This window comes from Rhodoblastus acidophilus (assembly GCF_009720655.1).
Taxonomy (GTDB): Bacteria; Pseudomonadota; Alphaproteobacteria; order Rhizobiales; family Beijerinckiaceae; genus Rhodoblastus; species Rhodoblastus acidophilus_A.
Genome location: NZ_WNKS01000007.1, coordinates 131378 through 145234 on the forward strand (window position 1 = coordinate 131378; position 13857 = coordinate 145234).

14 protein-coding genes are annotated in these 13857 nt (G+C 64.6%); all 14 read left to right on the forward strand.

The genetic code is table 11. The features are described 5' to 3' along the window. Positions 1 to 27: 27 nt before the first annotated feature. A complete protein-coding gene (locus GJ654_RS10395; protein ID WP_155446088.1) occupies positions 28 to 891 on the forward strand; it encodes a hypothetical protein in 864 nt (287 codons plus the stop codon). Positions 892 to 902: 11 nt separating this feature from the next. Then, positions 903 to 1106: a hypothetical protein gene (locus GJ654_RS10400; protein ID WP_155446089.1), complete on the forward strand. Its 204-nt coding sequence runs from the start codon at positions 903 to 905 to the stop codon at positions 1104 to 1106. A gap of 70 nt (positions 1107 to 1176) precedes the next feature. Next, positions 1177 to 2274: a N4-gp56 family major capsid protein gene (locus tag GJ654_RS10405; protein WP_155446090.1), complete on the forward strand. Its 1098-nt coding sequence runs from the start codon at positions 1177 to 1179 to the stop codon at positions 2272 to 2274. Positions 2275 to 2343: 69 nt separating this feature from the next. After that, complete coding sequence (locus tag GJ654_RS10410) at positions 2344 to 2790, forward strand: hypothetical protein (protein WP_155446091.1); 447 nt, start codon at positions 2344 to 2346, stop codon at positions 2788 to 2790. Between the two features lie 61 nt (positions 2791 to 2851). After that, positions 2852 to 3376: a hypothetical protein gene (locus GJ654_RS10415; protein ID WP_155446092.1), complete on the forward strand. Its 525-nt coding sequence runs from the start codon at positions 2852 to 2854 to the stop codon at positions 3374 to 3376. Then, positions 3376 to 4044: a DUF6682 family protein gene (locus GJ654_RS10420; protein WP_155446093.1), complete on the forward strand. Its 669-nt coding sequence runs from the start codon at positions 3376 to 3378 to the stop codon at positions 4042 to 4044. The genes GJ654_RS10415 and GJ654_RS10420 overlap by 1 nt, the downstream gene beginning before the upstream one ends. After that, positions 4041 to 4667 carry a hypothetical protein gene (locus GJ654_RS20795; RefSeq protein WP_196305504.1) on the forward strand — a complete coding sequence of 209 codons (627 nt, stop codon included), beginning with the start codon at positions 4041 to 4043 and terminating at the stop codon, positions 4665 to 4667. Before GJ654_RS10420 ends, GJ654_RS20795 begins: the two co-directional genes overlap by 4 nt. Continuing rightward, a complete protein-coding gene (locus tag GJ654_RS21585) occupies positions 4633 to 5571 on the forward strand; it encodes a choice-of-anchor D domain-containing protein (RefSeq protein ID WP_196305505.1) in 939 nt (312 codons plus the stop codon). Before GJ654_RS20795 ends, GJ654_RS21585 begins: the two co-directional genes overlap by 35 nt. Position 5572: 1 nt before the next feature. Beyond that, complete coding sequence (locus tag GJ654_RS10430; RefSeq protein WP_155446095.1) at positions 5573 to 6976, forward strand: cellulase family glycosylhydrolase; 1404 nt, start codon at positions 5573 to 5575, stop codon at positions 6974 to 6976. A 53-nt stretch (positions 6977 to 7029) separates the two neighbouring features. After that, entirely contained in the window at positions 7030 to 8877 is a 1848-nt protein-coding gene (locus GJ654_RS10435; RefSeq protein WP_155446096.1) for a hypothetical protein, read from the forward strand. 12 nt (positions 8878 to 8889) lie between these two features. Continuing rightward, positions 8890 to 9228 (forward strand): Calx-beta domain-containing protein, encoded by a 339-nt coding sequence (locus GJ654_RS10440; RefSeq protein ID WP_155446097.1) that lies wholly within the window; start codon positions 8890 to 8892, stop codon positions 9226 to 9228. Further along, on the forward strand, positions 9225 to 11672 hold the full coding sequence (locus GJ654_RS10445; protein WP_155446098.1) for a glycoside hydrolase family 48 protein: 2448 nt from the start codon (positions 9225 to 9227) through the stop codon (positions 11670 to 11672). The genes GJ654_RS10440 and GJ654_RS10445 overlap by 4 nt, the downstream gene beginning before the upstream one ends. Before the next feature lie 9 nt (positions 11673 to 11681). Next, positions 11682 to 13385 (forward strand): hypothetical protein, encoded by a 1704-nt coding sequence (locus GJ654_RS10450; protein ID WP_155446099.1) that lies wholly within the window; start codon positions 11682 to 11684, stop codon positions 13383 to 13385. Continuing rightward, the gene (locus GJ654_RS10455; RefSeq protein ID WP_155446100.1) at positions 13382 to 13843 is read left to right on the forward strand and encodes a hypothetical protein; all 462 of its coding nucleotides are present in this window, start codon (positions 13382 to 13384) and stop codon (positions 13841 to 13843) included. The genes GJ654_RS10450 and GJ654_RS10455 overlap by 4 nt, the downstream gene beginning before the upstream one ends. The last annotated feature ends 14 nt before the right edge of the window (positions 13844 to 13857 follow it).

Here is a 13857-nt window from a genome sequence, read left to right on the forward strand (position 1 = left end):
CCTGAAACAATCCGAAGGACGCACACCATGTTGAACCCCCCGAAAGAAATCCTCGACGGCCTGACCGAAGCGGAAATCGAAGCCCTGAAAGAAGACCTCGGCGAAGGCGACGCGCCGATCATCCTCGGCGACGACGACAGCGACGAAGGCGGCGACGGCGGAGAGGGCGGCGCTCCGGCAGCGCCCCCCGAAACCCCGAAGCCGGGCGAGACGCCCGCCGAGCCCGAACTGAGCCCCGAGGACCGCGCGCAGCCCATCGCGCCCGTGTTGGTGGCGGCCAAGCCGGACGACACCGCCTTGAAGGCCCTGGACGACGCGGAAGCCACGCTCGAAGCGCAGTTTGACGACGGCGACATCACGGCGAGCGAATACCGCAAGGGCTTGCGCGAAGTCGCCGACAAGCGCGCCACGCTGCAATGGGAAGGTCAGAAGGCCGAACTCGCCGCGAGCATGAGGGAACAGGCCGAGACGAACGCTTGGGACGCCGACGTGCGCGAGTTCATGGCAGGGCCGGCGGCTCACGTCATGGCCTCCAACGCCCTGGTCCAGACCTTCGACGCCTATGTGCGCCAAGTGACCGGCGACGCCGCAAACACTGGCCTGTCCAACAAGGCGCAGTTGGCGAAGGCGCTCCGCCTGTTCGACACGGACATGGGCAAGGCGTTCGGCAAGCCGGCCCCGAAGGGCGACGCGCCGGCCCCGACGCCGACCCCGAAGGGCAAGCGCGAAATCCCGCCGACGCTCGCGCGCGTCCCCCAGGCCGACATTGAGGACATGAGCGGCGGCAAGTTCTCCGCGCTCGACCGCCTCGCGGAGACGGACCCCGACGCCTACGAGGCCGCCGTCGCGAAGATGAGCCCGTCGGAATTTGAAGCCTACTCGAACAGCTAAAGAGCAAGCTCATGAACGTGTGGAACGTGGAACTCCTGCCGGGCGACAAAATCCAGATCGGCCCGTGCATCATCACTCTCTCTGGCAAGACGGGGAAACGTGCGCGGCTGGATGTTTCCACGGACCACGGCTTGCCCATCGAAATTGTTCCCGCCCCGAGAGAAAAGCCGGAAGGCGAAGCTCACGGGGCGGTTGAAGTAAAACGTAAAGCGTAATAGTCTCCCGCGAAGCGAATGGCGCAAGAGTGCCTGATGCGGGTCAAACCAACCCTCATGAGGCACTACCATGACCACCACCGTCGTCGCCTTTGGCGACCCGAAAGCTCAGAAAAAGTGGAGCGCGGCGCTCGCCGTTGAAACCGGGAAGAAGTCCTACTTCACCCGGAAGTTCATCGGCACCGAGGCCAACAACATCATCCAGCGCAAGACGGAACTGGAAAGCGACGCGGGCGACCGCGTGTCGTTCGACCTGTCCGTCATGCTGCGCAACAAGCCCACGACCGGCGACAACCGCGTGAAGGGCAAGGAGGAAAACCTCCGCTTCTTCACCGATGAAGTCGCAATCGACCAGCTCCGCCACGCAGTCAGCGCCGGCGGCAAAATGTCGCGCAAGCGCACCGCCCACGACCTCCGCAAAGTCGCGCGCGACCGCCTGTCCGACTACTGGTCGCAGTACATTGACGAACTGCACTTCATGTATCTGTCCGGCGCTCGCGGCATCAATGAGGACTTCATTGAACCCGCCGACTACACCGGCCACGCTGGCGTCGCGCTGACCGCGCCCGACACGCAGCACATGATGTTCGGCGGCAACGCCTTGTCGGCGGCCACCGTTGACAGCAGCGACAAGATGAGCCGCACGCTCGTTGAGCGCGCCGTGACCAAGGCCCGCATGATGCGCGCCCTGGACCCGAACGCGGCCAACATGCTCCCCGTCACCATCGGCGGCGAGGCGCATTACGTCTGCATCATGACGCCCTTCCAAGAGTTCGACATGCGGACTGGCGACACCGCCGGCTGGCTCGAAATCCAGAAGGCCGCCGTGACCGCCGAAGGCCGCAACAACCCGATCTTCAAGGGCGGGCTCGGCATGATCAACAACGTCGTGCTGCACTCGCACGAGAGCGTGATCCGCTTCGCCAACTACGGCGCGGACAGCCTCCAGCCGGCGGCGCGCGCGCTGTTCCTTGGCCGTCAGGCCGCCGTCGTCGCCTACGGCTCGGCGGGCGGGCTCTCCTACAACTGGAAGGAAGAAACCGAGGACTACGGCAACGAGCCGACCGTCGTCGCGGGCACCATCATCGGCGTGAAGAAAACCCGGTTCAACAACCGCGACTTCGGCGTGATCTCGATGGACACCTATTCGGCGAACCCCGAGGGCTAACCGGCTCGCGTGTGAGGCTGGCTAGTCCCGCCTCACGCCAACCCTTCCTTCAATTCAAGGAGACATTCCGTGTCTATTTTTCGGAGCCTTTGGGCCAAATTCAAACGCAGCGCCAACATGCCGTACATGGCTGGCCTCGTCACGCAGACCGACTTCTACTACGAACTGACCGACAACCTCGGCATCGGCGATGTGGTGGACCTCGGCGTTCTGCCGTCGAACGCTCGCATCGTGGACGCGCACCTGTTCGCCGAGGGCGACCTGACCGGCAAGACCGTCACCGTCGGCTTCCTGACCGGCACGCCGGGCGACACCGTGGGCGTTCGCAACCTGACCGGCGACCTGTTCAGCGCCCAGGCGCTCGATGCGGGCGTCGCCATCACGCGGCTGAACAAAGCGCCCGTGCTCAACGCCACCCCCTCCGCCACCGATCAGTCGATTGGCCTTCAGTTCAGCGCGGCTGTTGCTCCGGCGGCTGGCAAGAAGGTCCATCTGCGCTTGTTCTACGCTCAGTAAGAACTCGCGCGTCGCGGCGGGCTACGGCCCGTCGCGCTTGAATTTCAGCCGGAGCAATCACATGAAAATCGAGAGCATCATCCGTCGCGCAGGCGGATCGCACATTCCGCTTTGGGGCGAAACCTACCACTTCGTTCCGACCCCCGCGCCGAGCGGCCCGCATATCGCCGACGTGACCAACCCCGAGCACATCGGGCGCTTCCTCTCCATCACGGAAGGCTTCCGCGTCGCCAAGGATCAGGGCGAAGCAGCGCCGGCCCCGGCTCCCAAGTCCATTGCACCCGTGCTGGCGCCAGCGGCTCCCGCGCAGGCTCCGCAGGCTCCGCCCGCCGCCGAAGCGCCCGGCCACACGGACCTCATGCTTTCGCCGGAAGCTCTCGCCGCCGCTCTCGCCGCCGAAGACGCCAAGATCGACAAGCCCCAGGCGCAGGACGACACGGGCGCTCCCGACCCGCAGGGCGACAAGTGGGACCAGATGGAGCGCGGCCAACTCGTTCAGGCGTATGTCTCCAAGTTCGGCGGCCCGCCGCCCTCCGGCACCCGCACCGCGACGCTCGCCAAGGCGCTCCGTGAGGCCGAAGGCTGATGACCATCAACGCCAGCGCCACTATGGACCGAGCCTCGAAGCTCATTCAGGACGAGTTGCATACGCGCTGGCCCCTCGTGGAATTGCGTCAGTGGATCAATGACGCGCTCCGCGAACTCGCGCTCCGCAACTTCTCGGCAGTTTCCAGCCCTACCACCATGGCACTCGTGAAGGGCACCCGGCAGGAAATCGCCGAGCCGTTCTTCCGCGTGCTCCGCGTCCCGCGCAACATGCGATCCTTGACCGGGCCGCGCTCGCCGGGCCGCGTCATTCTGCCAGTTGACGGCAAGTCGCTCGACATGACCGTTCCCGACTGGCACGACCACACGCGCACGCGCCCGCACACCATCGCGCAGAATGTTGCGTTCGATGACGCCGAGCCGCGCGTCTTCTATGTCTATCCACCGAACGACGGCAACGGCATCGTTGAGGCCGTCGGCGCGAAGGTTCCCGACGGCATTCCGCAGCCGACCGGCGACGTGACCTTGCTCGCGTCCTACAGCGCGGTTCTCGACATAAGCGACATTTATACGAACGCGATCCTCGATTACGTGCTCTACCGCGCCTATTCCAAGGACACGCAGTTCGCAGGCTCCGCCGAGCGCGCCGCGCTCTATTTCGGCCAGTTCGAGAAAGCCGTCGCCGTGGGCGCGGGGAGCGGCCAATGAAATACCTCACCGATTTTTACAGCGCCGTCTTGCTCCATGTCGGCGGCGCTCCGTTCCCGCTCGTGAACGAAAAGCTCATCGACGCGGCCCGCGAGTTCTGCGAGCGCACGCGATGCTGGCGCGACGTGCAGACCTTCCGCACCAACGGCGACGAGGACGAGCTTTCGTGCGCGCCGCCCGACGCGGCGATCTACGAGCTTGAGGAAGTCTGGTTCGACAATCACAAGCTGGCGCGCGTCCCGTTCAAGGAAGTGGACCCCGCGTCGTGGCCGCAGGATTGGCAGCGCCCGACCGCCGGCATTCTGCCCGTGTGCGTCGCCCAGGCCGACTACAATTCCATCGTCATCGCGCCAAAGGCCGCCGGCACCGTCCGCGCGTCCATGTATCTGACGCCGACGCCGGACGCGCAGACGCTTCCCGACGTTCTTTATGACCGTTTCCGCGAGGCCATCGCGAACGGCGCGATTGCGCGTCTCTGCACGCTACCCGACCAGCCCTACAGCGACTTCAACAAGGCCGCCGCCTTCACTGGCCTGTTTGAAGCCGCTTGCGACAAGAATTTCCGCTTCAACAAACGAGGACAGCAACGTGCCCCAACCCGCGTGCGCCCCTCTTGGTTTTAACGTCGTCGCCGTGATTGGCGTCGCCGTTGATGTTTCTGCGCTCCCGGCTCTCTCCGACCGGCGCGTGCAGGACCGTGGCCCCCTCATGCAATCCGTCCTGCGCAAGCGTTCGGAAGACTTGCTCGACTATTTCGTTGACATCTCGCAATGGCTACAGCCGGGCGAGATTGTCAGCAGCGCGCGGGCGTGGTCGATCCCCGACTACTGCATCCCCGAGGACGAGGGCCGCCCGGCGATCCTGCCGCCGCAGGCCGGCGACCTCATCATCACCAATGTTCACTTCGCTGATACCGGCGCGCTCGTGTGGTGCGCCAACGGCATCCATCTCGGCATGTACCGCGTCTTCTGCCGCCTCACGACAAGCCAGGGGCGCACGAAGCTGTTCCGGTTCAAGCTCGGCACGCGCGGCGTTCCCGGCAACATCGTTGCTTCGGCGGGCTCGACCGTCGTTTCCGTCGGCGTCATCCCGGCGACGCCGACCGGCATTCTCGCCGTTGCGCCCTCGGGCGTGAATATGGGCGCTTCGACCGTCGCTGTCGCGGCGGCCACGCAGCATGTCACCGTTGGCAACACCGGCAACGCGACGCTCACAATTTCCGGGCTCTCGATTTCGAGCGCCAGCGGCGACTTCACGCAGACCTCGACGCCTCCGGCCACTCTCGCGCCCGGCGCATCGTTCACGGTCGCGCTCGACTTCACGCCGTCGAAGGCAGGCGCGCAATCGGCGATCCTGACGGTTACGACCAGCGTTGGCACCGCCACGATTGGCGTGTCTGGCTCCGGCGCGGCGGTTGCCGCAAACCCTTCGCTCACGATCAGTACGGCGTCCTTGGTCGCGAACTCGACCGGAACTCCGTCGCTCGACGTGGGCGCTTTGACCTTCCCCGACACGACAGTTGGATGAAATGGCGACCTCCGCAGCAAAAGACGTGACCCTAACGAACATCGGCTCTGTTGCGCTCGGCATTACGAGCATCACGGCGTCGGGCGATTTCGCACAGACGAACGATTGCCCGGCGTCGCTCGTCGCCGGGGCGCATTGCACGATCCATGTTTCTTTCACGCCGACGGTCGCGGGCGCGCGAACCGGCTTGCTCTCGATCATGACGGACGCCAACCTTTTGCCCGTTACCGTGTCGCTCTCGGGCAGCGGCGTCGGCGCTCCGGCTGGCGGCTTGCCTCGCCTCTCGATCAGCGGCAACCAGTTCGTTGACCCCCAGGGCAACAAGGTCCGGCTCCATTCGGTCAACTGGTTCGGCGCGGAAGGCACGAATTACACGCCACACGGCACTTGGGCGCGCAAGTGGACGGACATTCTAGCGCAGATCAAAGGCATGGGCTTCAACTGCATCCGCCTCCCGTTCTCGGGAGACATTTGCAACACGACCACCACGCCGCCGGGAACGGCCATTGACGCCGCGCAGAACCCCGACTTGGTGGGCAAGACCGCCATTCAGATCATCGACATGATTGTTGACTGGTGTCAGACCAACGGCGTTTACATCGTGCTCGACCACCATCGTTGCGTCGCCACTGGCGGCAACGGCACGGACGGTTGGCCGGACACTGGCGGCGCGACTGGCTCTTACAGCGCCGCGACGTGGCACTCCCATTGGGTGTTCCTCGCAAACCGCTACAAGGACAATACTGCCGTCGTCGGCGCGGACATTCACAACGAGCCCTACAAGCCGACGTGGAGCCAGTGGGCGACGCTCGCCGAGGCGTGCGGCAATGCGATCCTCGCCGCCGCGCCCGAATGGCTCATCTTCGTTGAGGGCGTCGGGCAGAACAGCGACAGCACGTCCTATTGGTGGGGCGGCGCGCTCAAGGACGTGGCGACCCGGCCCATTGCGTTGTTGGTCGCGAACAAGGTTGTCTATTCTCCGCACGATTACGGCGTCTCCGTCAGTTCGCAGAATTGGCTTGCGACGGACGGCAGCGCGCCGGACAACTGGCCGACGAACCTCTATTCGGTTTTCAGCACCAATTGGGGCTTCATCTTCGAGCAGAACATCGCGCCTATCTGGATCGGCGAGGCCGGCGGCAAGTTCGGCGTGGACGGCTCGGGCAACGCGACCGTGGCGAACGGCACGCCGGAAAGCGCCTGGTTCTCGAACCTCGTGAAATACCTCAACGGCGACTTCAACGGCGACGCGACCAATGACCTGACCGGCGGCAAGAAGGGCATGTCCATGGCCTATTGGTGCTTCAACCCGAACTCGGGAGACACGGGCGGCCTTGTGCGCGACGACTGGACGACGCCGCAATCTGTCAAGCTCGCCCTCCTCGCCCCATTTTTGTCTGCATAATCGGATTTAATCCGATATTGTCGCCTAAATCCGATTGAAACGCGGTGGACACCATGACGAACCTTGTTGGCGCTTCCTACGCCTCTTTCACTCTTGCGCTCGGCGCTCCTGCGCCGGCAACGCTCTCGATCCCTTGGGCGACGAAGGACGGGACCGCGAAGGCCGGGACGGATTATGCCGGCGCGACCGGGACGCTCATCATTCCCGCCGGCCTGTCTTCGGGCGAAATCGACGTGCTCGTGTTCGGGCGCGCGGCGGGCGATTTGGCGGCGCGCACCTTCTTTGTCGAACTGAGCCCGCCGCCGAACCTCGAACTGACGGAAACGGAACTCGCCTGCACGATCCAGCCGACCGAAGGCGCGGTGAGCAATCTGCCCGTCGCCTCGTGGGTTGAGGGCGTGGGCGCTCCGACCGACACGATGGGCGTTGACGGTCAACTCTATCTCGACACCGCGACCGGCGACACTTACGGCCCGAAATCGAACGGCTCGTGGCCGGGCGTGGCGGCGACGAACATTCGCGGCCCTGCCGGCGCTACCGGCGCTACCGGCGCTACCGGACCCGCAGGCCCCGCAGGCGCGAAGGGAGACGCCGGACCCGCCGGCCCTGCCGGCGCAAAGGGCGACACGGGCGACGCTGGACCCGCAGGCCCCGCAGGCGCTACCGGCGCGGCGGGCGCGAAGGGCGACACGGGCGCACAGGGCGCTACCGGCGCGAAAGGCGACACGGGCGAGCAAGGCCCCGCCGGCACGAACGGCGCGCATTGGTGGAGCGGCGCGGGCGCTCCGGCGGGCGGCGTCGGAGGCGACGGCGATTTCTTCCTGAACAGCGCCACGGGCGACATTTACGGGCCGAAGACCGCTGGCGCGTGGGGCTCTGCTGTCATGACGATTACGGGCGGAGGCGGAGGCGGAAGCGGCGCAGCGTGGCGTGTTGGCTCCGGCGTTCCGTCGGCTGGCCTCGGCTCCGACGGCGACATTTATCTCGATAGCGCCACGAGCGACGTTTACGGCCCGAAGGCGGCGGGCGATTGGGGCGCGATCAGCGCGAACATCAAGGGCTCCGCAGGCGCGAACGGGACCAACGGGACCGACGGCACGAACGGCACGAACGGCAACACCGTCCTGAACGGCGGCGGAGCCCCATCGGCTGGCTTGGGCGTCAATGGCGACTTCTACATCGACACGACCGCCAAGGCGATCTACGGCCCGAAAGCGGCGGGCGTTTGGCCCGGCTCGGGCGTCGCCCTGGTTGGCACGAACGGGACGAACGGCACCAACGGCACGAATGGCGCGACGTGGCTTTCCGGCTCCGCCGCCCCGTCGGCTGGCACGGGCGCGAACGGCGATTTCTATCTGCGCACCGCGACGGGCGACGTTTACACCAAGGCCGCCGGCTCGTGGGGCTCGCCCATCTGCAACCTGACCGGCCCGGCGGGCTCGGGCGGCGGAGGCGGCGCGACGATCTATGCGTCTGTGATGCACGCCGACGTTGGGCTGAACGCCGCCAGCTTCACGAACCTCTCTATGACCACAGCGACGCCGCCAGTGACCGGGATGCTCTACAGGGTCACTGGCACGCTGTTGACGCAATCCGACACGACCGCGACGCTGGCAATCCAATCGTACAACGAGGGAGCCACCACCTTCCGTATGTCTGCCCTTTCGGCGGATAGCGGCGGAGCCCTCAAGCTGACCACCACCACGCAAGACGCCGTGAGCCTGATTGCTGGCGTCGGCACCGTGCAGGACGGCACGATTGCGATTGATGGCGTCGCGCTGTTTTCCTACGTGGCCCCCACCGGACCCGACCTCAAGGTGAAGCTCGCCACCGGCAGTTGGTGCAACATCCTGAAAGGCTCGCACCTGATCTTTACGCCGCTCGGCGTCGCCTCGTTCTAACAGGAGAATGCTTTGTCCCGCTCCGCCGTCTTTGTCGTGACGCTCTCCAAGGCGAGCACGCAGACTGTCACCGTCGCCTACACGACCGCGCCCGGCACCGCCGTTGCGCCAAGCGACTTCACCGCCGAAAGCGGAACGCTCACCTTCCTGCCAGGGCAGACGACGAAGCAAATCATGGTTCCGGTTCGCGACACGCTTCCGGGCACCGTGGACGAGGAATTTACCGTCGTCTTGTCCGCGCCCACGAACGCCACGCTCGCAACCTCCAGCGCGCCTTGCACCATCCCAGGCGAAGACGCGCTCTCCGGCCCCGTCGTCTCCATCAACAACGTATCGGTCCCCAATCCATGACCCTTAGCACCACGCGCAAAGCGACCTTCACCGTTACGCTCAACGAGGCCAGCGACCAGACCGTGAGCGTCGATTACGCCGCGACCGCGCTCGCCGCCGATACCGGCGTGGCAGGGACGGACTTCGAGGCTGTGACCGGAACGCTGACCTTCGCGCCGGGCGACCTGTCCAAGACCATCGACGTGTTCCTCGGCGAAACCACCACCGAGGGCAAAACCTTCCATGTAAAGCTCTCGAACCCGGTCAATTGCTCGATCCAGACCGGCGGCGGCGTCGGCACCATCGGCACGCCGACCGTTGCGGTTGCGAGCTATCTCGACCGCTTCGACTTCATGTACGCGGCGCTCAAGAACGCCGACAACGGCTATTTCGGGCCGCCCTCCGGCGCGAGGGCGCGTACCGTCCCGTATCATTGCCCGGAAAAGCTCATCTGCGAAGCTCCCGACCACGGCCACGAGAGCGTGTCGGAAACGATCAGCTTTTGGGTTGGCCTCGAAGCGTGGCAAGGCGCGCTCCATTCCGATTGGGTGGGCTATCAAGCGTGCTGGAACTCTATCACCACGACCTTCATTCCCAACGCGAGCAACCAGCCCGACGGCACTTACACGCCAGCTGCGCCCGCGACCTATGCGCCCGAGCAGAACAATCCGAGCCAATACCCCGTGCTCGGCGTCGTCGGCGCTCCGGTTGGCCCCGACCCGCTCTACACCGAGTTGAAGACCACCTATTCCGTGGGCAGCATGTTTCTCATGCACTGGCTTGTGGACGTGGACGGGGTTTACGGCTTCCACAACGGCGACGGCACGACTACGTGCGTGCTCATCCATAACTTCCAGCGCGGCCTTCAAGAGAGCACTTGGGAAACGCTCGACTTTCCCTGTTGGGAAGATTTCAGCTATGGCGGCGGCTCGTCCGGCTATGGCTTCCTTCCCGTCTTCCAGCAGAACAAGCCGCTCTATCCCGCCGCGCCCTACGATTACGGCAAGCAATGGCGCTATACCTGCGCGCCGGACGCCGAGGGCCGCGTGCTGCAATGGGCGTTCCGCGCCGCCTCGACGGCCTTCTCTGGCGCGAGCAAGCCGGCCCCGGTCACGACCGGCTCGAATTACGCCAAGAAGATGGGCGACTATCTGCGCTACTGCCTGTTCGACAAGTATTTTCGCAAGATCGGCGACAACCAGAACGCGGCGACCGCCGGAGCGCCCTATGGCTCCTGCCACTACCTGATTTCGTGGTATGCCTCCTGGGGCGGCGAAGTGCCCGCGTCGGGCCAAACCCCTTCGTGGGCCTTCCGCATCGGCTCGTCCGACGCGCACCAAGGCTATCAGGCCCCGAACATCGCCTATTACATGGCGACCGGCGGCGGCGGCTTCATCCCGCAGTCCCCGAGCGCGGGCGACATTTGGCTTGGCTCGCTCTATCGCCAGTTGGAAATGATCCGCTGGTTGCAGACCGAGCAAGGGCCGATTGCCGGCGGCGTCTCGAACTCCATGGAAGGCCGCTATGTGGTTCCGACCGATGGCCGGCAGACCAACACCTTCTACGGCATGGTCTATACCTACGCGCCCGTGTGGCACGATCCGCCGTCGAACAACTGGTTCGGCTTCAATGTGTGGGGCTTGGGCCGCGTCGCGGAACTGTTCCACCAAGTCACCATCGACACGAACTCGCTCGCGACGGCGATCCGCCCGAACTGCGAAGTGATCCTCGACCGCTTCGTGCAATGGGTGCTTGAGCACGTCACGCTCGACGCCGACGGCGGCTTCACGCTTCCCGACACGCTCAACTGGACTTCGCCGAGCGCGATTGCCGGTCAAACCACCACCGCGGCGAACCTCGAAGGCGTCTATGAATACCTCCCGTCGCTCAACTGGCCCGGCGCGAGCCCTGATTATTCGTCCTTCTGGAACGCTTCCGCCGTCCCGAACCCGAACCTGAAATTCACCGTCGTCGCCACCGGGCAGGATCTTGGTGTGGGCTCGTCCCTCGCCTCGCTCCTGATTTTCTACGCCCAGGCGAAGCGCAATTTGTCGAAGTTCACGACGGCCATTCCGAACAGCCCGACGGGCAAGACCCCGGAAGACGCCTATGTGCTCGCCAAGGGGCTCATCGACCGGATTTGGACGCTCTACAAGGACGACATCGGCATCGCGAAGCCGGAGGCCCGTGGCGACTATCTGCGCTACGGCGACCCGGTTTATATCCCGTCGAACTGGACGGGCACCATGCCGAACGGCGACCCGATCAACCAGTCTTCGACGTACATTTCCATCCGATCGTTCCAAAAATCGGACCCGCTCTGGACGACGATCCAGAACTATATCGCGAACCCGGCGACGGCTCCGGTCCCGACGCCGACCTATCACCGCTTTTGGGCACAGGTGGAATACGCCATGGCGTGCGCCGCGATGCACAAATATTTCAGCGACATTGCGGACCATTGAGGCGCGAACATGCTGCAACTCACCAGCTTCGCAGGCGAAATCCCGAAGCTCACTCCCCGCCTTCTGCCGGACGGCTACGCGCGGATGGCGAAGAACTGCAAGCTGGTGAATGGCGCAATCGCGCCGTTCCGCCTGCCGAAGACCTATCGCGAGACGGCATCGACCACGAAGACCTTCTATAAGCGCGGAAGCGTGTGGTTCGAGTGGGCCGCCCTGGTGGACGTGGTTGCCGCGCCCATCGCAGACAACCGGCTCTATGTGACCGGCGACGGCGCTCCGAAGATGATTGTCGATAGCTCGACGGTCTATCCGCTCGCGGTCCCGACGCCGGCCTCGGCGCTGACGGCTACCGTCACCGGCACGCCGGACAGCGACACACAGGAAAGCTACCTCTACACCTATACCTACGTGACGCTCTACGACGAGGAAAGCGAGCCCGCGCCGGCATCGTCCGAAGTCCTGCGCAGCCCCGGCATGGACGTGTCCATCACGGGCTTCATCGCGCCGCCGACGGGCCGGGCGATCAACCGCTATCGCCTCTATCGCTCGCAGACCTCGGCGACCGGCGCGACCGAGTTCTATTTCATTGACGAGCAGTTGCTTCCGGTCCCGAGCACCTATGTTGACACGGTTGAGGGCAACCCCATTCAGGAGATTGTCCCCTCGCTCTCTTACAATCCGCCGCCGGACACGCTGCAAGGCATCATCGCGCTTCCGAACGGCATCATGGCCGCCTTCGACGGCAAGAAGGTCTATTTCTCGGAGCCGTACATTCCACACGCTTGGCCTGAAAAGTATGTGCTGACGACGAATTACAACATCGTCGCGCTCGGCGTGTTCGGCCAGTCCATCGCCGTGCTCACCGAGGGCAACCCCTATGTCATCACCGGCACGACGCCGGACGCGATGATTATGGAGCGGCTGGAAGTCAACTACCCGTGCGTCGCCAAGCGTTCCGTGGTGGACCTTGGCTATTCCGTCGCCTACGCCTCGACCGACGGCCTCGTGGTCATTTCAGGCCAGGGCGCTCAGCTTGTCAGCCGCAAGCTCATCAACCGGGACGATTGGGTGAAAATGGCCCCGGCGAGCTTCATCTGTTCGCAGTACGACGGGCGCTACATGGTCAATTACGACTATGTGGACCATGACGGGAACGAGCAGAAAGGGCTTCTGTCTCTCGATCTGAGCGGAGAACAGCCGTTCATTTCGCGGCTCGACCTGTTCTCAGACTTCATGTTCTTCGAGATCGGCGCGGGCCTGCTTTATCTCAAGAGCGGGCAAACGGTCACGATCTTTGACGCGCCGTTGCAGCCCTTCATGCAAATGACGTGGCGCTCCAAGACCTTCGCCCACACGGGCGGAATAAATTACGGCGCGATCCTCGTTGACGCCGAGGACATTTCGGACGTTGCGCAGACTGGCCTTCCCGAGCTTTCGATTGCGGCGGGGACGCTCGTCAACGCCACGTTCCCGACCTCGGACAGCGGGCTTGCCGGCGACCTCGCGCCGCCGACCGGGCTGACGATCAATGTCTATTCGGACGGCATCAAGACCACCAGCCTGACGACGGTCAACAGCGTGCAACGGCTCACGTCGGGCTTCCTCGCTCGCTTTTGGGAAATCGAGTTCGTCGGCACGCTGCAAATCAACGCGGCGTTGCTCGCCGGGGCTCCGCACGAGCTTGCAATCGGCCTTCACGGAGCACAGCAATGAGGACTTCGCAAGAACGCCTGAGCGACGCGCTCCGCGAGAAGACCGAGACGCTGAATGGCGAGCGCGGCGACCCGAACATGGCCGCCCTTCGCGTGAAAGACCTTGCCGGCTTCACCAACGCGCTCGCCGGCACCATGAAGACGGCGAGCGGGACCAAGAAGAAGGCCGCGACCATCGCCGACACGCTGGCGCAGATCGGGCAGCTTGTGAACACGCTGAACGACGGCGTGACCGCGCTGCAAGGCGACATGACCACGGCGCAGGGCAACATATCGACCTTGCAGACGGACGAGGCGGCGACCAAGGGCCGACTGGACGCGGCGGCGGGCGCGAACGTGCCCGGCATGTCATCGACCGCCGTAAGCGCCGCGCCGACGCAATCAGACTTCAACGCGCTCCGCCAGGACGTTGCGAATTTGCACGCCGCGCTTCTGGCGCTCATTTCCGATTTTAGCTAAGGTGCTTCGGATTT